Annotated in this window: 18 protein-coding genes; all 18 read right to left on the bottom strand. The window is 72.9% G+C overall.

The features are described 5' to 3' along the window. Positions 1-211: 211 nt before the first annotated feature. The 18 genes from ACIP9D_RS32040 to ACIP9D_RS31955 all read right to left on the bottom strand — a co-directional run bounded on the left by ACIP9D_RS32040 (position 212) and on the right by ACIP9D_RS31955 (position 19,509). Positions 212-1,807, bottom strand: a complete 1,596-nt coding sequence (locus tag ACIP9D_RS32040) for a VWA domain-containing protein (RefSeq protein WP_350877023.1) — start codon at positions 1,805-1,807, stop codon at positions 212-214. A gap of 22 nt (positions 1,808-1,829) precedes the next feature. Then, on the bottom strand, positions 1,830-2,951 hold the full coding sequence (locus ACIP9D_RS32035; protein ID WP_350877025.1) for an AAA family ATPase: 1,122 nt from the start codon (positions 2,949-2,951) through the stop codon (positions 1,830-1,832). Between the two features lie 268 nt (positions 2,952-3,219). Continuing rightward, on the bottom strand, positions 3,220-3,519 hold the full coding sequence (locus ACIP9D_RS32030) for a hypothetical protein (protein ID WP_350877027.1): 300 nt from the start codon (positions 3,517-3,519) through the stop codon (positions 3,220-3,222). 136 nt (positions 3,520-3,655) lie between these two features. Beyond that, on the bottom strand, positions 3,656-4,870 hold the full coding sequence (locus ACIP9D_RS32025) for a hypothetical protein (protein WP_350877029.1): 1,215 nt from the start codon (positions 4,868-4,870) through the stop codon (positions 3,656-3,658). Beyond that, on the bottom strand, positions 4,857-5,528 hold the full coding sequence (locus ACIP9D_RS32020) for a hypothetical protein (protein ID WP_350877031.1): 672 nt from the start codon (positions 5,526-5,528) through the stop codon (positions 4,857-4,859). Before ACIP9D_RS32020 ends, ACIP9D_RS32025 begins: the two co-directional genes overlap by 14 nt. A 26-nt stretch (positions 5,529-5,554) precedes the next feature. Further along, the gene (locus tag ACIP9D_RS32015) at positions 5,555-6,661 is read right to left on the bottom strand and encodes a C40 family peptidase (protein WP_350877033.1); all 1,107 of its coding nucleotides are present in this window, start codon (positions 6,659-6,661) and stop codon (positions 5,555-5,557) included. Next, positions 6,658-7,215, bottom strand: coding sequence for a hypothetical protein (locus ACIP9D_RS32010; protein WP_350877035.1), 558 nt, complete (start codon positions 7,213-7,215; stop codon positions 6,658-6,660). Before ACIP9D_RS32010 ends, ACIP9D_RS32015 begins: the two co-directional genes overlap by 4 nt. After that, on the bottom strand, positions 7,212-7,475 hold the full coding sequence (locus ACIP9D_RS32005) for a hypothetical protein (protein WP_350877037.1): 264 nt from the start codon (positions 7,473-7,475) through the stop codon (positions 7,212-7,214). The genes ACIP9D_RS32010 and ACIP9D_RS32005 overlap by 4 nt, the downstream gene beginning before the upstream one ends. Beyond that, on the bottom strand, positions 7,472-8,053 hold the full coding sequence (locus ACIP9D_RS32000) for a hypothetical protein (protein ID WP_350877038.1): 582 nt from the start codon (positions 8,051-8,053) through the stop codon (positions 7,472-7,474). Before ACIP9D_RS32000 ends, ACIP9D_RS32005 begins: the two co-directional genes overlap by 4 nt. Positions 8,054-8,131: 78 nt before the next feature. Then, on the bottom strand, positions 8,132-8,758 hold the full coding sequence (locus tag ACIP9D_RS31995) for a GGDEF domain-containing protein (protein WP_350877040.1): 627 nt from the start codon (positions 8,756-8,758) through the stop codon (positions 8,132-8,134). Between the two features lie 93 nt (positions 8,759-8,851). After that, positions 8,852-9,667: a MarR family transcriptional regulator gene (locus tag ACIP9D_RS31990; protein ID WP_350877042.1), complete on the bottom strand. Its 816-nt coding sequence runs from the start codon at positions 9,665-9,667 to the stop codon at positions 8,852-8,854. A gap of 78 nt (positions 9,668-9,745) precedes the next feature. Next, positions 9,746-10,660: a hypothetical protein gene (locus ACIP9D_RS31985; RefSeq protein WP_350877044.1), complete on the bottom strand. Its 915-nt coding sequence runs from the start codon at positions 10,658-10,660 to the stop codon at positions 9,746-9,748. Between the two features lie 375 nt (positions 10,661-11,035). After that, positions 11,036-11,614 carry a hypothetical protein gene (locus ACIP9D_RS31980; RefSeq protein WP_350877046.1) on the bottom strand — a complete coding sequence of 193 codons (579 nt, stop codon included), beginning with the start codon at positions 11,612-11,614 and terminating at the stop codon, positions 11,036-11,038. 124 nt (positions 11,615-11,738) lie between these two features. Then, a complete protein-coding gene (locus tag ACIP9D_RS31975; protein WP_350877048.1) occupies positions 11,739-12,557 on the bottom strand; it encodes a hypothetical protein in 819 nt (272 codons plus the stop codon). Between the two features lie 498 nt (positions 12,558-13,055). Further along, positions 13,056-13,940, bottom strand: coding sequence for a replication-relaxation family protein (locus ACIP9D_RS31970; RefSeq protein WP_400451373.1), 885 nt, complete (start codon positions 13,938-13,940; stop codon positions 13,056-13,058). Positions 13,941-14,270: 330 nt separating this feature from the next. Further along, the gene (locus ACIP9D_RS31965; protein ID WP_350877050.1) at positions 14,271-16,796 is read right to left on the bottom strand and encodes a helicase HerA domain-containing protein; all 2,526 of its coding nucleotides are present in this window, start codon (positions 16,794-16,796) and stop codon (positions 14,271-14,273) included. Further along, entirely contained in the window at positions 16,793-18,589 is a 1,797-nt protein-coding gene (locus tag ACIP9D_RS31960; RefSeq protein ID WP_350877052.1) for a helicase HerA domain-containing protein, read from the bottom strand. Before ACIP9D_RS31960 ends, ACIP9D_RS31965 begins: the two co-directional genes overlap by 4 nt. After that, complete coding sequence (locus ACIP9D_RS31955) at positions 18,586-19,509, bottom strand: PrgI family protein (protein ID WP_350877092.1); 924 nt, start codon at positions 19,507-19,509, stop codon at positions 18,586-18,588. Before ACIP9D_RS31955 ends, ACIP9D_RS31960 begins: the two co-directional genes overlap by 4 nt. Positions 19,510-19,534 lie beyond the last annotated feature (25 nt).

Genomic DNA, 19,534 nt, shown 5'->3' with positions numbered 1-19,534 from the left:
GTTCCCTTCGGTGGTGGGAACCCGGGCACGGCCTTCTCGGCCGTGCCCGGGGGTGCGCAGGGGAGCGCGCGGTGACCGGGCAACGGCCGATGGCGGTGCGAGCAAGGACAAGCGCGGCAGAGGCGGGTCTCTCAACGCGCGGAGAAGGTGGTGATCGCAGCGGTTGTGGCACCGCCGCACTGGGAGGCCAGCGGTAAAGGTTGAGTGCGGGTCAGGCTTGTTCGAGGGCGGTGGTGGCGGCGTCGGCGATGTGGCCGATGGCCTGAACCGGGTCGGCGACCAGCAGCGTGGTGGTGTCGGTGAAGGTGTGCCCGTCGAGGTCTGCGGGGCGCAGCCACAGCACCGGACACCCGGCGTGGTGCAGGGTCGTGATGAGCCGCTGCGCGGGTTCGATGTCGGGCAGGTCGCCGTCGGAGACGACGGCGAGCATCCGCAGCCTGCCGGGCTGGCGCAGCTGCAGCAGCTGATCGGCGAGTTTCACCGCGTCGGTGAATCCGCTGCTGCCGCCGGTCGCGGCAAGCTCGAGTACGTGGGTGGGCTGCTGCCGAGCTCCGACGAGCAGGGTGACGTCGCTGCCGAAGGCGATCGTGGCGGTGACGGCGCGGTTGCGGCGGGCGGCGTGGGCGAGGATCCACCCGGCCGAGGACATCGGTGCCGCCCACGGGTGCATGGAGAAGGAGGCGTCGACGATGACCCCGAGGTGCAGGGCCGGCTTGGGTGGCGGCACCTGGGTGCGGCGCTGCCACGGGGTGGCGGTGGGCATCGCCCCGGCGGCGATCTGCGCTCGGGAGGTGATGGCGTGGCGGGTGCGCAGCCGTCCGGGCGGAACCGTGCTGGGCCGGGTGTCGGGTTCGGGGGAGTGGGTGCGGGCCCGGGCCAGCCGCGCGGCGAGGTCGCGGGCGGCGGCGCGTTCGCCGTCGGTGGGTTCGCGGCGGGTCCACGTCGTCGGCGCCGAGTGACGGGCGGTGATCTCCTGGTCGCGGTACTGGGCCGGGGTCAGGCCGGCGGTGTGGGCCAGGTAGTCGGCGAGGGCTTGGGCGAGCAGGCCGGCGAACACTCCGGGGTCCGGGGCCGGCGGGTGCGGCTGCCGATGCGGGTCGATGCCGAGGATCCGGCACCACCGCCACGCCAGGTCGAGCATCTGCTCGGCGTCGGTGTCCGCGGTCAGGTGCGCCTGTCGCCACACGTCACGAAGCTGCAGCAGCCGCTTGCGGCCGAGGATCGTGGTGACGGCGGCGCGAACACCCTTGATGTCCTTCGCGGTGACGATCCGGGCGTCGACCCGCGCGAGGAGCAGCGCGGCGAGGGCGCCGGCGTGCCAGGCGTCGTCCACTCCGGCGTCGCCGGGGTCGAGCAGGGTGGTGACGGTGTGGCGCAGCCACCGGCGGTCGCCGCGCCGTCTGCCGCGCTGCCGGTGCTCCGCGCGGGACTCCTCCAACAGGTCGGCGACGTGAGCCACGACTGGCGGGGTGCCGGGCGGTGCCGCCCACAGGCTATGGGCGGCGTGCGCGGCTTCGTGCACGAGCAGCCCGTACGCGGTCGGCACGAGCCGCTTGTGGCCGGGCCGGCGGGGGTTGGCGATGTCGGGTGCGCCGATGTGGGTGGCGTCGACTTCGATGCGGCGGGCGTGGGGGTAGAAGCAGGCCGGTGCGCCGCCGCCCGCGCCGGGGGCGACGGTGACGGTCAGGTCGGCGTGTCCGGTCAGGACCGCGATGTGTCGGGTCCAGGCGTCGCTCCAGTCCCGCCAGGCAGGGTCGCTCGCGGCGAGGGCGGCAGCCCGTGGTTGCAGATGATGAGGGTGAGGCATCGGTGCTCCTTCCAGAAGGCGGTTAGCGCTGCTTGCCGAGGGTGAGTGCGGTGATCTCGGTGCCGAAGTGGTGTCGCAGGGCGGCGGTGACCTGCTCGCGGTCCTCGTCCGGGGCGCGGCCGGCCAGGTTCGCGACCGCGGCGGGCAGTCCGAGGGTTTTGCGGACGCGGGTGAAGCCGAGCAGTTCGCGCAGCTGCGGCGCCCACGAGATCCGCCCTGCCGCCAGGTCCTGGTTCAGGTCGACGGCCGCTTGGACGGCGGCGGTGGGGACGCCGAGGTGGCGGGCTAGGTCCCAGTCGGTGGTGACCTCGATGTGCACGTCGAACCGCGACGCGAGGGCCTCGGTCAGGATGGCGCCGTGTACGCCGGGGTTGTGCCCGGCGATGACGTAGAACCCGTCGACGGCCTCGACGCGTTCGTTGCGGTAGCCGGGGATGGTGATGACCCGCCGGCCGTCCATGGCCGGGTACAGGACGGCGAGGACCTTCGGTGGGATGAGGGTGGCGTCGTCGACCAGCAACGCCCGCCCTTCCCGCATCGCTACAACGAGGGGCCCGTAGACGAATTCGAACCCGCCGTCGGGCAGAGGGATGAAGCTGCCGAGGAAGTCCTCCACCACCGTGTCGCCGGTGCCGGCGACGGTGAGCAGGTCCGGGAACGCGGCTTCGACGAGGGCGGTCTTGCCGGTGCCGGGCGGGCCGTAGAGCAGCACCGGGATGCGCTTGTCGCGCAGCCGGCGCAGCACGTCCACGTCGGTGGCCCCGGCGAGCTTGCGCGGGAAGTACAGGTCCCCGTTGGGTCGGGCCACGGGCTGCCGTCGCGTTGACCGCGGGCCACCGTTGCCGGGGGAGCGGGGCGCGGGTGGCGGCATGGTGCCGGCGGCGTCGATGCCCGCCTGCGTGATCTGGAAGCGGTGCGGTTTGGTGTGGTGGGTGGCGTAGCCAGCTGCGGCCATCTTCTTCAATGCGTCGAACACCGCGCCGGTCGAGGGCACGGAGAGTGCGGTGGTGATCTCGCCGACCTTGAGGACCTGGTCGGGGTGGGCGGCGAGGTGGGCGGCGACCAGGCGGTAGAGGTAGCCGGGGCGGCGCCCGCCGCCCGCGTCGGCGGGCGCGGTGCTGGCGGGTGAGGGTGCAGGGTCCACGGAATCTCCTGTCATCAGGGTTGGGCCCGCGCATCCCGTCTCCGGGTGCGCGGGCAGGCGTGGTGCGGTGTCCGCGCGGCGGAGACGGCGGTGGCGGACGCGGCCCTGTGACAAGGGCGGCCAGCGACCTCCGCGAAATGTGTGCAGCAAACAAGATTGGCGCTAGGGCTGCTGGTCAGGTGTCGCCGTCACCGGCCGGCGGACGACGACAAGGAACGCACCCGGCACCGGATTGATCAAGCCGTTGTGGTGCTGCGGGGCTACTGGGCTACGGGCGGTGGAGGGTGACCTCGCCGTGGGGGCGGCGGGATATCTGTACGGTAAGGCCGAAGACGCTGCCGTCGGACAGTTCCAGCCAGACGCCCCGGTCGAGGGTCAGGACGCCGGCGTCGCGGTAGACGCGGGCGGACGTGATCACCACGGGCGTGCCGTCGTCTCCGACGAGATGAGGCAGGTCGGCGTCGTCGCAGAGCTGGTCCAGATCACTGCCGGTGAGCAGCCGCGCCACGAGGGCTTGCAGCAGCTCTTCGTGGGCGTACTCGCCGAACTCGTCGCCGTCATCGAGCACAGGCGTAGTTCCTTTCGCAGTCGGGAATGGTGATGCACGAGGGGTTAGGCCTCGACGGCGGGCGGGTCGAGGATGATGCCGGCGATGCGGTCGCAGTCGTAGGGGTGCACCGCCGTCCAGGTCCACGCGCGGCCCATCACGGTGTACCGGCCGTCCGCGTCAGGGGCGATCCGTTCGATGGCGTCGGAGTCGCCGTGCACCCGTGTCTCGTCGACGACGATCGCGGTGCCGTCGAACCACAGCCGTGCCATGGACTCGTCGACCGCCTGCTCCAGGCGCTCGCCGGTGACACCGCCCGCGTGAGGTGCTGCCGGTAGCGGTCGCGGGCCTCCTGCTGGTCGGCGACGATTGCCTCGGCGACCTCTCGGGTGCAGGTGAACACCGCCCACCCGTTCCACGTGTCGACCAGGGTGCCGGCGAACCCGACCGGGATGCGCAGCTCACCGTTCGGGTTGGGTGTCCACGCCCAGTCCCCGGCGAACACTCCCGGTCCACCCAGACGCACCTGGTCGGGGTGCACGTGGCTGAGGTCCCGGTCGTCGCCGTCGGGGTGTAGGAACATGCGGCACCGGCGGGCTGCCTCGGCGTGCGCGGCGTCGTCGTACCCGTCGCACCACGTCCACCGCGCCTGGTCGCACTGCCGCGCGGTCAACTGCTTCCACGCAGGGGCTCCGGGTGGGGCGTGCTCGGCGTACCGGTCGGAGTCCTCGATCAGGCGGTACCGGTCAGCGGTGGGAAGCCCGTCGAGGATCGGCGCGTCGATGTCGCTGGCTTCGGCCAACACCTGCCGCGCCGTCTTGGTGGCATCACTGCCTCGCCGGGCGTCGAGGGCGTGCTGGGCCCACCGGGCGGCGGCGTCTCGCCCGTCAGTGGCGCCGGCAGCGTGCAGCGCGGCGAGCACAGGCCCCCAGCCCGCGTCGGCGTCCGCGGCGGGGGCGCGGCGCACGCGGCCGACCTTGCTGGATGTCCCGAAGACGTGGTCGCAGTTCTGGGGGTTGACGGATAGCCAGGGCAGGCCCCAGCCGATGCGATAGCGCCCGTTGGCCGGTTCGACGCGGTGGACGCCGCCGCCGAGGGACGGCGGGCGGGCGACGGTGAGGACGTGTCCGTCGAAGTCGACCGTGCGCCAGTCGCCGCCCACGTAGTCGGCCATCGCGGTGAACGTCTTGGCGAGGGCGCTCGCCGTCTCTGCGTCGATGCTGAGCTCGCAGACGCCGTTCCACCAGCCGAGCACCGTGGCGACGTAGCCCTCGTAGTAGCGGTGGGCGCCGTGGATCGGCGCGTAGCGCAGCCATGGCCCGGAGAACACGGCGGTGCTGCCGCGCGCCGGCAGGTAGTCAGGAGTGGGCATCGACGACCGCCACCGACCAGTCCGCCGGTTTGAACCGGGTCCGGTCCCGCCGTGAGCGGCCGGGGTGCCGCCACGGCGCGGACCAGTCGGCCGGGGTGGGCCTATGCCGCGCCGCCGCGGCCGCCGCCGCAGGGTCAGGGTTTCGACGCCCGGCTATCAGATCCCGGAACACCGCCCGCAACGGCGGCGGGATGTCGCCGGTGTCGGTGCCGGTGAGTATGGCCTCGCCGGTGCCGATCCACACGACGCCGGCCAGGTCGACCCAGGCGATGGGGGTGCGGCCCGGCGCGAACCGCCAGCCGGGATGCATCAGCCGTGGCAGCGCCACGATGTCGCCGGGGTACCGCGTCCAGTCGGTGTAGCTCCAGGGCACCACCGTGCCGGTCGGTCGGCCGGCCTCGACGGCGTCGCTGCATTGGCGGCATGCGGCGCCGTTGATGCGGGTGGTGCCGCGACAGGCTTCGCAGGTGTGCCAGTTGTTCGGGTCGGTGGCGGGATCGTAGTCGGGGTTCCACGCTCCGGTGACCTGCCCACCCAGCCGGTAGCCATCGATCGGGTGCAAGCGCGTGAGCAGACGCATCGGCCGGGCGAGGTGGGCGTCGATGGTGGTGACGGTGGCGGTGGCGCGCACGAGAACCGCCAAGAGGTGATGTGCCATCAGAGTGTCTCCTAATGGGTTCCGGGCTAGGTGATGACTCGGCGTACGGCGGCAAGTTGGTCGGCCCACGCGGACAAGCGGACGATCTTGACGACGTCGCCGCTGTGCGGGGCTTGCACGATGAGCCCGCGGCCGAGGTAAAGGCCGACATGGCCGGGGCGGGTGGCGCTGCCGCGGCCGCCGGGAATGAACAACAGGTCTCCCGGACGCAGGTCCCGGTAGTTGGTGACCGGCTGGCCGGCGCGGACCTGGTCGCGGGTGACACGGGGCAGGGAGATCCCGGCGGCCCGGTAGGCCTGCTGCATGAGGGATGAACAGTCGCACTGGCGAGCCGGGACGCCGGAGCGAGGTGCGGTGCAGTCCCCGCCGAAGGTGTACGGGGTGCCGACCTGACCGAGGGCCCACCCGATGGCGGTCACAATCTGCGGTGGGGTACCGAGTGGGAGAGTGAATCCGTCCGGCAGAGGCACCTGTTCGGCGCCGGGTTGCCCGTCGCCGCCGTCGAACAGGCACAGCGGGTTGCTCATCGCCTGCTCCAGATCAGCCGCGACGGGCCCGGCAGGGGTGCCCCCGGTCAGGACGCGAACCAGGGCGATCGCATCGTCCTCCCACTTCGCATAGGCGCCCGGGTAGGCCGAGCGCTGCACCGCCTGGGCGGCGTCGGTCAGCGCCATCGCCTGCCACCCGTCGACGGCCAGCAACGCCTGGTAGAACTTCCCGGCCGCGTAGCGGGGGTCCCGCAGCTGGACAGGTAGGCCCCAGCCTTGGGAGGGGCGTTGCTGGAACAAGCCGACGGAATCGCGGTCCCCGCCGGACAGGTTGCGCAGCGTGGATTCCTGCATGGCGGTGGCCAGGGCTATCACCCAACCCCGAGGCGGCACCGTCAGCTCCGCGCCGGCGGCGACGATCGCGGCGGCGTAGGCCGTCTGTTCGCTGGTCCACCCGCCGGCGCCACCGGCGGGTGGGGACACGGTGAGGGTGGGCAGCAGCGGTTGCCCGTCCGGGCCGACCGCGCTGTAGCAGGCGGCCGAAGCGGTACCACCGCCAGTGAACAGGGCGCCGATACCGCCCGCGCACAGCACCAGCACGACGATCACCCCGACGCTGACCCCGGCAAGGGCGCGGGCGCTCACCGCGGCGCTCCCACCGTCGGTCGCGGACCAGTGGGCGGGCGTCGGTTCTCGGTGGGCGGGGGCAGGCAGTCGCTGAGCTGGTAGCCGGCGACGAGGCTGCCGTCGCCGGTGTGTACGCCGATCGTGGCGGTGCCGGCCTCGACGAGGTAGATCCGCTCGGCGTCGAGGTGCGCGGCGTGGCACAGCGGGAACACGGTGACGGGTTCCGCCCCGTCCACTGTGCCGTCGTTGATGCAGGCCAGGGTCATGCCGACGCCCGGGACCGGGTGCTGCCGGGCGATCCCGGAGCCGGTGGTGGCGGTGATGTCCGGGTCGAGGTACTCCCAGTCGCCGGCGAGAATCGCGGTGATCAGCGCCGGGGTGTCGTACCGGGCGTGGCCGGCCCAGATCGCGGCCAGGGTCGGCAGCACGACGCTCGGCTGGCCGTCGAAGAGCACGAAGCGGGCGTGCACGAGCCGCGGATTGTCGGGTGTGATGACGCCGATGTAGCAGTGGGTGCTCACGGGAGAGGACTCCTTCAGCGACAGGCGGATGCGGTCGGGGATGGTCGTCATGGCTGCTCGTGATCCGGGGTGGGCGGCCAGGTGGCGGGTGTGGCGCGCCAACCGAAGATCGGGTCGGTGGTCTCGACCGATCCGCAGCGCTTACACGTCATCGAGGTGTCCTCGCCGTAGCCGGCCATGGACGGCACCTCGTGGACGGTGACCTCGTCGACGGCGCCACAGATCCGGCAGCAGATGGACGCGCCGTCGGGCCCGCACACGCCGAAGATCGGCTCGTCGGGGTCGGTCGAGGGTGTCTGCGCTCTGGTCATGCCGTGCCCACACCCGTGCTGGCCTGGGTGTAGCGGGCGGTGGCGATCAGCAGTGAGCGCAGGCCGGGCCTGGTGTAGGGGGTGTCGCTCGGGTCGGGGGTGTCGTCGACACCGAGCAGCGCATGGTCCTCGCCATGTAGGTGGGTGAGCTGGTAGACGCGGCCGTCGGTGTCGACGGCGTCGATGCGGCGGGCCTGCCGGGGCTGGCCATCGAGCGTGTGGATGGTGTCGTAGCAGGCGGCCCAGGCCAGCACCCGCGCGTCCGGCGTGCCCGCGCGGATCAGCCGGAGGATGGTGTCGAAGGTGGCCCGGTAGGGCGTAGGCGTGTCCGGGTCGTGCAGGTCGGCGGCGAGGCGGTGCAGCAGCGCGGGCAGCCCCGCCGGGTCGGTGAGCAGGTCGTCGCGGTGCAGCGGGAACTGCACACTGCGCATCGCGCACATCCGCGTCGTGCCCCCGATGGAGGGCAGGCCGTGCAGGAACAGCAGCGTCGCGGGCTGGCCCCAGCCCAGCATCTCGGCGTCAGCGTCGGCGGCCAGGAGGCAACCGGCGAGACCGTGCACGTCGGTGAAGGACAACACAGGGTCTCCCTTGTCAGGGGCGGGAAAGGAAAAGGACCCCGCAGCCGGCGGCTGCGGGGTCCTTCAGGCATCGGAAGGTCAGTGGCGGTCGCGGCTGCGTCCGCCGGACGGGGCCAACGGGTGATGGCCGTGCACCCCGGACCGGTCGCGTTTTGCCTGGTACATGGCCGCGTCTGCCTCGGCGAGCAGCTGGCGGGGTGGGGCGGGCACGCGGGTGTGGGTGTAGCCGACGGACGCGCGGACACCGATCTCGTGGGTCCGGCTGCGCAGGGGAGCACCGCCGATCACCTGGCAGGCAGCCCGGGCCACGGCGGCCACCTCGTCGCGGTCGCCGCGCACCAGCAGCGCGAACTCGTCGCCGGAGAGTCGGGCGACGATCTCGACGGGCGCGTCGAGGCCGGCGAGGAGCCGCCCGACGTGGTGCAGCAACAGGTTGCCGGTGTCGTGGCCGAAGGTGTCGTTCACGGTCTTGAACCGGTCGAGGTCCAGCAGCACCACCCCGCACGGCGCGCCCTCGCTGAGCGCGGCGCGGAGCCGAGTGAGGAACAGCCGCCGGTTGGGCAGGCCGGTGACATCGTCGTGGCTGGCCTGGTAGCGAGCCACCTGGAGGGCTTGCTGCTGCCGCCACAGCAGGGCCGCGGCGAGGGCGAGGCCGGCGAGGATCCCGCCGACGGCAGTGACGATGGCGTGCACGATGGGAGACACTGAGATCGCTCCTTTTCGTAGAAGGAGCACCGGGGGCGGACGTGAAGCCGCCAAACTTGAACGTCCGCCCCTGGGCTACCTGACATGTGGCGGCTATCGGCCGTCGGCGGCGGGGGCGAGTTGGAAGGTGGCCGGGCGCTCCACGGTCTGCACCGCCGTACCGGCGGCGACCAGCTTGACCGCCGCGTTGTGCACCGCACCCGCGCTGGCCTTCCTCGCGCTCGTGCCGGCGTTCGCGGCGTCGATCAGCTTGCTCAGCTCACCGGTCTTGTACTGCCGGTCCGGGTGGGCTTCGAGAATGTCCAGCACCGCTGCCCGCAGGGACCCCTTCGCCCGCCGGCCGTTCCCCATCCACGGGACCTCGCTGACGGGGTCGGCGTCTGCCGCGGCGCCGGTGTCGCCCGGACCGGGGTCGGCCTGCTGACCGTCCTGATCCGCCTGCGCTGGCGGCGGTTGTTCGCCGTCGCCGCGCGACGTGGACGGCGCGGCGCAAGCATCGCTGGTGGGACCCGGAAGCTCGTCGTCTGCGGGCTCGCCCGGCGGCACCGGCCGCTCGCCGTCCTGATCGAGGGCTGGGCCGGCGTCGACCGGCACGCCGGGGTCCGCCGTGCTCAGCGCGGGCTCGTCCACGGGTGTGTCGGCCACCGCGTCTGGCAAGGGTGGCAGGCCCGAGGTGGCGGTGGTGGTGCGGCCGGCGGCGGTCAGCCGCCACACGGTGCGGTTGCCGTCGGCGGGCAGCTTCTCGGTCTGCCCGGTCTGCTCCCAGGCGCGCAGCTTCGCCGTGGTGGTGGAGTAGCCGAGGCCGGCGCGCTCAGCCACCGCCGACGCGGTGGCTTCTCCAAGTTCGCCGAGCGCGGCGAGGACCTTGCACGTGGTGTGCGCCGGCGTTGGCCCCGGTGTGTCGGTCATGGGCATTCCTTTCCGGTTGTGGAGGTCAGCACTGATCCACGCTTCGAACGTGGCGCTGATCAAGTCGAGCGGCCGGTTCTAGAGCGGGGGCGCGGCGGGAGCGGTCCGTGGACGCTGCCGGCGGGTGGCGGTGACCGCGCGGGTACGCGCGGCCAAGGCGGCCAGGTGCAGGCGCAGCCGGGCGCGCAGAGGGAGCGCCGAGGTGGTGTCGGTGTGCCAGAGCCACCGGTAGGCGCCGATGCTGTAGTAGCCGTCCCGGTCGGGGTAGCAGCGGTCGTCGACGTCGAGGAGGGTCTCACCGCCGGTGTCGCGTTCCTCGAGCAGCAGAAGGGTGCCGCCGGTGAAGCGCAGCAGCGGGTACTCCCCGGGCATGGTGCCCAGCCGCCACCCGCCGCCAAGGTCAGAGGCGATGAGCCGGGCGGTGTGCGGGTCGAAGCGGCAGATCAGGCCGCCAACGTCGGTGCTGTAGCCGTCGGCCACCAGCGCGGGATAGGACCGGCCGGCGACCTGCGGTGAGGTGACCATGGCGGGTCGCCAGAGCACGCCGAGCGGGGCAACGTCCGCGCGCCGGTCAAGGACCTGAACGTACGTGACGTCGAGAGGGTCGCCGTGCCTGCTGCTGGGTGTGATGGCCAGCCACGGCTGCTCGAGGTCGCGTCCGGCGCGCAGGACGTCGATCACCCGCCGACCGGCCGGACCCGCGGGCCCGACAGGCAGGTAGACGTCATCTGCCGGCTCGTTGCCCGAACTGGGGCCGCTGGGGCGCCAGAAGGTGCTGACGGCGACCTGCTCGTCGCCCTGTGGGGTGTGCCAGGCCGGGACGCCGTTGGACCGCAGCACCCCGCGGGCACCGGTGCGGGTGAGCGTCAACGCCGGGCCGTTGGACTTGCCTGCGGCCAGTTGGGTACGGGTGAGGCGGTGAGTAGGGCAGGCGAGGGCGTGTTCTGCCAGGGGTAGCACGTCCTCGACGCGGAACCACAGTCGTTTGGACATGACAGGTGGGCCTCCCGATCAGTCGAGATAGGGGGTGGAAGAGGAAAGGACGGCCTGGTGCTGGCCGGGCTCGGTGCGGCCCCCCGGCCCGGGGCGCCCGGCCGGGGGGCCTGCACGCCACGCGGCGGGTCGTGGGGTCGGTCCGGCCGGACGCTGACGCGGGCGCACACCGACGCGAGCCGAGGCCGCAGACAATGGCGGCGTCCGGCGGATGGCTGGGGCCGGTGGCATGAGACAGATGCCCCACAGGGGCCGCGTACGGGTGGGTTTCCGCCGACGCGGACGCGGCGAGACCGTAGGCGTCTACCTGGACGTCCGGCGGGTCAGCCCCGACCGCGGAGGCGAGTGTTGGCGCCCCTCGTGGTCGACTCGCGGTCAGGCGCGTGCGGCGGTGAGCAGGCGGTGCAGGCAGGCCGGGATGACGGTGGCCCGCACCCGGGCCGGCGGGTCGTCCAGCACGACGGTCGTGGTGGTGGCGGTGCCGCGCAGCCGCAGGATCTGGTAGTGCCGACCGTCGATGTCGCAGGCGGTCAGCGCCCGCACCGGCACCCCGTCCGGGTCGTCGGGAAGACCGTGTGCGGCGGCGTCGCGGCGGCCGCTGTCGCTGGTGTCGAGGCCCTCGGCCAGGAACGCCAGCCCGATGAGGCGCCGCTGCCCGGCGTGCGCCCACCGTGCCAGCCAGGGCTGGGCGTCGGCGGCGGTGAGGCGGGCGGTGAGGGTCTTCAGGCCGACCCAGTACGGCAGCCGCATGCCGGGAACGGTCTGCGCGTGCAGCCACCAGAACGCGGGGTCGACGGCGAGTTCGTCGATCTCGAGGCGGGGCTCTTGGCGGTGGGTGGTGGCGTCGAACAGACCGAGCAGGGCGGGCAGGTTGTCCCAGCCTCGGCTGTCGGCGTCGTCTTCGATGGCGGTGAGCGCCGCGCGGATGGCGCCGGCGCGCTGTCGTGATCTCATCAGTGGATACCTCCTGGTGTTGAGGGGTTTGCGTCTGGGCGGACGCGGCGGCTGGACGACGTGGCTGGTGTCCCTGGGGCAGGGATCAGGGCTTTTCGTCCGTCCGGCTTGCCGCCTAGGGGTGTTACAGGGCGACCGCGAGTAGCCGCTGGTCCGCGTCGACGGAGTCGAGGTGGGCCAGGGCCTGCTCCAGGTAGGTCACCCGGTGGGCGAGGGCGTCGCTGGCCGGTGCCAGTTCGCGGCCGTCGACGGTGAGCAGGGCGTCACCGGCGACGGCGCTGGCAGCGCGGTAGTGCTGGTATGCCATCTGGCCTGCCTGGTACATCTCCAGCTCACCCACGGCGGGCTGGCCCGGGCCGGGGGTGGCGGCGGCGTGCATGCGCATGGCGTTGACGCGGGGCTGCGCGTGGAAGTCGGCCACGGCGGTGTCGTAGGGGTAGCGGTCGGGTTCGCTGAGATGCCGGGTGGCGAACACCGGCCAGGGGATCGCCGCTCGAGTGCCGTGCACGACCTGCTGCCAGATCTGATGGCGGATGCCGGCGCCGACGGCGGCGGCGTGGCGCATGCCGGGCAGGTCGAGAAGCCGCACCGGCCCGCCCGCACACGGCGCGGGGCGGCCCCTGCGCAGGCCGATCATCTGCTGGCGTTGCCACAGCCGCAGCCGCGGTGCCGCCCAGAACAGGGCCGTCAGGGTGCCGGTGACCCCGAAGTGGGTGGCGAGGTGCTGGCTGGTGAGCGCCTCGGCCGGCAGCTCGTCGGGCAGGCACACGATCATCGTGTTGATGCTCGGCACCGGCGTGACGGTCGGCCGCGACGCGGTGGTGGTGGCTCGGGCACGGGCCGGCTGGGGTGCCGGGGTGGCCTTCGTGGCGGCGGGTCGTGGCGGGATGGCGGGCACGCGGCTGCCGTGGCGGGTTAGCGGGGTGCCGTTGACAGCGGACATAAGCACGGTCCTTCCTCAGACTGGGTGCGTGTGGGCACGCAGGACTGACCGGCCCACCGGGTGCATGGGTCGGGTCAAGGCGCGCAGGACGTGGAGTGGTGGTTGGTGCGACTGTCAGGATCTCGCCGCGTGGGGCGCGTGCCGACCGGCCAGAGGCGGGTGAGCGTCGCATACCGCTGGGGTGCGGCGGGGAGATCCCTTGCAGTGGGACCGAACCGGGTGAAGCGCTGTGTGGGGTGTGGTGTTGCCGCAAACGGTAGCGGGAGGCTCTGTCAGCGCCGGTCGTCCGCCTCGTGGGGGGAGACCGGCCTTGACCAGCACTGTCAGCCGCTCGGTCCGGCCGGTGCGGTGTCGGGGTCGTCGCCTGTCGGAGTCGACGGATCTGTCAGGGCGAGGCCCCGTCTAACAGCCGCACCTGCACCGCCACTCGCCGCGCGCCGCGAGACGGGTCGTGGCCTGCGCCGTCAGACAGGGGCGGGCGGCTAGCGACACCCAGGATCAGTCGTCGGTGTCGGGGTCGGTGAAGCGGTGCGGGTTGGTGGCGGCGTTGTCGGGGCCGTGGTCGCTGGGCAGCTCGTGCAGCCAGCGGCGTAGCCCGGGGTCAGTGGTCAGGGTCCAGGCCGGGCCGGCGGGGTGCTCGCCGTGGACGCCGGTGGCGACGGGCATGGCGCTGGGCAGACCGGCCAGGGCGCGCAGGAGATTCGCCTCCCGGCGGCGGCCGCGCACGCGCAGCAGCACGGGGTAGCGGGGTCCGAACTCGGCGAGGCGTTCGTAGGCGCGCAGCTTGCGCAGCACCCTGCCCAGGTTTTCGGTGTTGTTGTCGTGTTCGAGGAAGAACCCGACAGTGCGGGCGCCGGCGGACCAGACGCCGTGGGCATCGGGGCGGATGTCGGCGGCGGCGTAGGCGGCGGTCGCGTGCTGCTCGGACCACCAGCGCAGCAGCCGGGTGTTCGGGTCGGTGCGGGTGCAGGCGTGCAGGTCGACGAAGAGTTGATTGACGCCGAGCAGGTGGCGCAGTTTCGAGCTGCCGACGATGCGTTCGGTGCGCTCGACGTTGCTGCGCGGCGGCCGCGCGGCGGGCCGGTCGGGGTCGGTGTAGGCGGTGGGGTGCAGGACGGCGCCGAGGGGTCCGAGGGCGTAGAGGTGCTGGCTGGTGCCGGTGGTGACGTCGACGAACCGGGTGACCGCCTCGATGGAACGCAGCGTGGCCAGGCGCAGCAGCGCCGCTCGCCGGGAGGGGAACAGGGCTTGGGCGATCTGGTCGGTGGACAGCAGGTAGTGCTCGGCGAGCCAGGCGAGCAGCTCACGGTCGCGCAGGGTCAGCCGCCGCAGAAGCTCGAGCCGTTCCTGGCGGGACAGACGCCGAGACGATATTGAGCGCACGGGTGCGACGGGCTCGGGCGGGGGCTCGGTGGAGTCAGGAGGCTGCGGATTGGGGAGTGCGGAGGACATGCGGTTCCCTTTCAGGGCAAGCAGGAGGGGCCCCTCCCAGGGGAGGGGTGTCTGGAATCAGTGACCGCCCTGACCGTGGCCGGTCACGTCGGCTGTGCAGCACTGACAGGCCCGCGCCGCGGCATCCTTCCCGCAGCACGGGCTGACCGGTGGTGAAGAGGCGACGAAGAGCTGACCGAAGGTGCAGAGCAGGGTCGATCTTGTGACGCTGACAGACGCTGACGCGCCAGCGTCGCGTTCCTATCTCGGCTTCTGGGCCCGTCAGGAGCGGCCCTTGCCGCCCCGGGCCCTCCCGCCTGTGTCGTCGCGGGCCTGGGACCAACGCTCGACGAGAGCGTCGATGGCGCTGCTGTTCTGGGCCTTGACGCCGCGTGCGACCGTCTCCCGGATCGCGGTGGCCTCACCCATGACCGGCTTTGGTGGGCGGGTGCGCAGCGTGAACGCAGGTAGTTGCCGGCCGTCCACGATGAGGCGGGCGGCGGCGGTGTAGGCGTCGAGGTGGGTCAGGTCGTGCTCGTCGAGCTCCGGCAGGGTGTGCCGGGCCAGAACGCGGGCGTCCTCGGGCGCGCACGAGAAGTAGATCTTGTTGCGGGCGTTCGCCGACGCCGCGGCGAGCAGGTCCTTGGGGAACTGCGCGAGGTCTTGGTGGGACAGCACCAGGGACAGCCGGTATTTGCGGGCTTCGGCGAGCATCGTGTCGAGGCTGTTGGCCAGGGTCAGGAAGTTCTGCGCCTCGTCGATGATCAGGGTGGCGTCCCGCCGCTTCTCCGGGGCGACCTTCGCGCGGGCGGTGGCGGCTTGCCACACCTGCGCCAGGACCAGGGAACCGAGCAGTTTGCTGGTGTCCTCACCCAATTGGCCCTTGGGGATCCGGACGAGTAGGGCGCCGCCGTCGAGGACCTTGCCCATGTCGAAGCTGGATGTCGGGTAGCGCATGGTGCGTTTGACGAAGTCGCGCAGCAGGAACGCCCGCAGCCGGGCCAGGACCGGGCCGATGACCTGCGAGCGCAGGCCGGGGTTGAGCTCGTCGTACCACTGCCAGAACCCCGCCAGCCCGGCCGGGTCGTCGAGGTGGACGGTCATCGCCGAGCGGAACTGCGCCGAGTTCAGCAGGGGTGGGATGTGTTGCAGGGTGACGTTGGCGTGGCGCAGCAGGGTCAGGCAGGCCACCCGCATCACGTCATCCATTCGTGGTCCCCAAGCTTTGGCGAAGATGTTCCCGAAGATCGACACGAGGTTGTCCACGACCAGGTCGGGGTCGTCGCCGGCGAGCGGGTTGATGTTCGGCGGGTTCGGTTGGTCCGGGTCGAAGATGACGAGGCGGTCGGCGACGGACGCGGGGAGCCGGTCGAGGATGTCGAGGACCATGTCGCCGTGCGGATCGATGACGACGGTGCCGCGGCCGGCCTTGATGTCGTCGACGGCCATGTTGACCAGCAGCGTGGTCTTCCCGCTGCCGGTGGAGCCGACCACGTGCAGGTGGTAGCGGGCGTCGGGAACGGACAGGGCGACGCCGTGACCGCCGACCTGCGCGTCGCCGATCACCTTCGTGCCGCGCCCACCGGTGGGCACGGCGACGGGAGTGGGCATGGACTTGGCCCGGGCCCGGTCAAGGCCGGGCACTGCCAGGTCCCGCGGCAGCGCGGCGAGCGCTGCCAGCTCGGGCGTGGAGGTGAGGAACCCGGCGCCGAGTCGCCGGGATGCCAGCACGGCGGCGGGTGCCGACATGCGGGCCCGGTGGGTGAGGCGGTTACGGCCGGAGTACACGGCGAAGGACGAGGCGATGGTGTCGGCGATGCCCCGCAGCCGGGGCCGCGGGTCGGTGGTGGCGCGCTGGCTGTCCTTGGCGACGGCGTAGCGGATCGCGGTATCCCACAGCGGGTGGGTGCACTTGTCGAGGATCGCGCGCACGTCGCGTTCCACTCCCGGGTCCCGCCGGCGTACGGCGGCGGGCCGGGTGGTGCCGGCGGTGCGTGCGGGCAGGAACAGCTCGATGAGCCAGAGCAGCGGCGCGGCCGGGTTGACGGCGGGGATGGCGGTCTTGCCGTCGCGCAGCCGCGCGGCGGCCCGCCGGGCGCGGAGGGCGCGGCGGGCTGTGGCGGGGCGGGCGAGGACCTGCACGCAGGCGTGCTCGTCCGCTCGAAGCCCGGAGCCGGCGGACATCAGCGCCCGCAGCGGGTCGCTGTCGTGGTCGGTGTGCAGGGGCAGCCATTCCGCGGCGGTGGGAAGCAGATGCCCTCCCACCGCCGCCGCCGCGCCGAGTGGGATCGGCGCGCCGGGAGCGTCGTCTGTCGTGCATATGGCGCCGGGCCACGCGGCGCGGACGGCTGCCTCGACCGAGCCGGGTGGCACCGTGCCGGGCACCCACATGGAGATCAACAGTCGCCGGCCGGTCCAGGTGTACTGCCACACCACGTGCGGGCTGCCGTAGATCCAGCGGCGGCGTCGGGAGGGGGTGAGGGTGCCGGCGAGGTTCGCCCACAACGCCTGCGCGCTGTGCGGGTCGACCTCGGGTGGCGGGGCGATCGTCACGAGACGGGCGCCGTCGCCGTGCCGGCGGTGCCGCCACAGCGCGAGGAGGTTACGCCCGCCGGCGACGGCGAGCAGGGCAGCGGCGGCCACGGCGAGCAGCGACGGCCGCTGCCCCGCCCAGGCTGCCGTGTCGAGGACCCGGCGGGTCGGGTCGGCCGGTGGTACGACAACGCCGACGCCCGGCCCGGTTGGGCTGGGCGCCGGCGTGGGTGGTTGGAGAGCCGCGATGGCGATGGCGATGGCGTGGGGGGTCACAGGTCGTCTCCCTCGTCGTCGAGGTCGGCGAGGTCGCCGGGGCTTGTCGTGCAGAGCAGGTGCTCGGCGTCGGAGGCGATGGCCTCGAAGCTGCTCCGGTTGGTGCCGGAGATCAGCAGGCCGGTGCCGACCCGCGCCGCGAGCAGCAGCCGCCGCTCGCCCGCGGTGAGGCCGAACGCGTCGCCGACGGCGTCGATGGCCTGCGGCGCCTGCTTGAGCAGCACCTGGGTGGCGGCGTTCGCTACGACGGCCTGCCCGAGGTCGGTGCCGAGGACGTCGGCGACGTCCTGGGTGATCACGGTCAGGCCGGCGTTGCGCTTGCGGGCGGCCTTGGACATGCGGAACAGGAACCGAGCGCCCTCGCCGTCGCGCATCAGCAGCCACGCCTCGTCCACCACCACCAGCCGCCGCACGGCCAGCCCGGCTCGGCCGGGGGCGTCGACCTGCCGCCAGATCGCATCCAACGCGAGCAGCGTGCCGACGGTGCGCAGCTCGTCGGGCAGGTGCCGCAGCGACCACACCACCAGGTGCCCGTCGGCGCGGGTGGTGCTAGGCCCGTCGAACAGCTCCGAGAACGACCCCTGCACCCAGGGGGCAAGGCGGGCGGCCAGCTGCGCGGCCGCCGGATCGCCGTCGCCGTGCAGGCAGGCAGCGAGATCCCGTAGGAGGGGTGCGGGGCGGTGATGGGTGGCCGGATCCGCGGTGATGCCCGCACTGCGGTAGGTGGCGAGGATCGCCCGGTCCAGCGCGGCCCGCTCCGCCGCGGACGGCTGCTGACCCAACAGCACGCTGATGAGGGTGTGCAGGAACAGCCCGCGCCGGGTGAGCACGTCGGGGCGCGTGTCCCCGGCGGGCAGGTCGAACGGGTTGACCTTCACCCCGGCCACCCCCAGCCGGAGCACCGATCCGCCGACCGCATCGGCCAGGCGCAGGTACTCGTCTTCGGGGTCGATGACCGAGATCTGCACCTGCTGGTAGAGGTTGCGCAGGATCTCCAACTTGACGAAGTACGACTTGCCGGCGCCCGATCGGGCCAGCACCACAGAGTTGTGGTTTTCCTGCGCCCACCGGTCCCACCACACGATGCCCTGCGAGTCGGGATTGACCCCGTACAGCACGCCGCCTTCGGCGGGCGGGTCGCCGGGCAGCGGCGCGGGCAGGTCGGCGGAGGCGAGGGGGAACGCCGCGGCGAGCGCGGCGGTGTCCATGGTGCGGCGCATCTGCAGCGAGTCAGTGGCCAGCGGCAGGCTGGTGGTCCACCCGGCGAGGTGGCGCCAGGTGGCCGGCTGCACCTCGATCAGCGTGGACGCGGCAGCGGCTTTCACCTGCGCGCATGCTTCGAGGAGTTCGTCTTCGCTGCGGGCGTGCACGGTCAGGTAGAGGCCGACGCGGAACAGCTTCGCGACACCGCGGGCGAGGCGGTGCGCGAGGTCGGCGGCGTCCTCGGCCGCCGCCTCCACATAGGGGTCGGCCAGCTTCCCCGCGTCGGCGTCCGCGCGTCGCGACGACTCGAAGCGGGCACGCTGGTTGCGTAACCGGGAGGCGGCGAGCGGGGCCGGCAGCGGGTCGATATGCAGGGCCAGGTCGAGGCGGCCCGGCCAGGACAGCAGCGGTTCCAGCCAGGCGGGACCGACCTCGGCCGGGTAGCCGGTCACCACGAGAGTGGCGGCGTAGCCATCGCCGACGCGCAGCATCCGCGGGGTCACCTCCACCGCGGCCGGGGCGACGCTCGCCGCCACCCCGCGCGTCCGCCGGCGCTGCTCGATGGGGCGGGATTGGTAGGGCAGTCTCATGTCTGTCGGCTCCTTCCGGGCGGGCCGGGCTCGCGGGGTGTTGAGGCGGTGATGACGGTGTCGGGGGCGGCCAGCCCGCCCGGGCGGGCGGGCCGGTACGGGTCGGCGGCGGCGGCGATCGCCGCGGTGACCGCCGCCCCATCGAGGGCGCGGGTGGTGACACCGAGAGCGGACAATGCGCGGACGGTGTCGTCAGCGCGGCGCCGCGCCGCGTGCTCGCCCGCCGTGGTGGTGCGGGTGACGATGAGGACCTGCCGGCGCAGCGGATCTCGGCGGGTGGCGAGTTCGTCGAGGAACCGGGCGTGATCTGCGGCCGCGTCGCCCAAAGCTGGATGCCCCAGTCCGCCCGCCGCCGCGGCGAGCGTCCGGGCGTGGGAGTGCAGGTCCACCGGCTGCGCAGACACCACGATCTGCGTCGGTGTCGACAGGCTGTTGAGCCAGCGGCCGAACGTGTCGACCAAGGCAGCCTGCTCGTCGGCGGTGCGCAGGGCGAGGTTGACGTTCGTAGCGGCGACCATCGCCGCCCTCGCCCCACCGAGGCAGATCTCCCCGCTGTCGTCGATCGCGTCGGCGGGCAGCGTCAACGGCGCCGGCAGCATCACCTTCGACGGTGGGGCCTGCACCCAGTTGGGGGTCTTCGACGTGGTGTCCGTGGTCGACAACGCTTGCGGTGCCCGCGCGTGGCGCACGGCGGCGAGCAGCCACACGTCCAGGGGCAGGCCGTCGCGCCGGCCGACCGCGATGCCGAAGACGAGCCCGCCGAGGATCACGGCGGCGCCGACGAGAACCGGCGCCGGCACGACCCGGTGCAGGGCCTGCCAGGCGCCGTAGAAGGCGAGGGCGGCGACGGCGAGGACGGCCAGCTGCCGAAACGTCAGGCCGTAGGCGACCTTGTCGGGGGCGTCAACATCGGCGGGCATCCGCGCCCGCCCCACCTCCATCCGA

This window comes from Micromonospora sp. NPDC093243 (assembly GCF_044753725.1).
Classification (GTDB): domain Bacteria; phylum Actinomycetota; class Actinomycetes; order Mycobacteriales; family Micromonosporaceae; genus Micromonospora.
The sequence above is the reverse complement of the archived record's forward strand: the minus strand, read 5'-3'. Positions and strand labels throughout refer to the sequence as shown.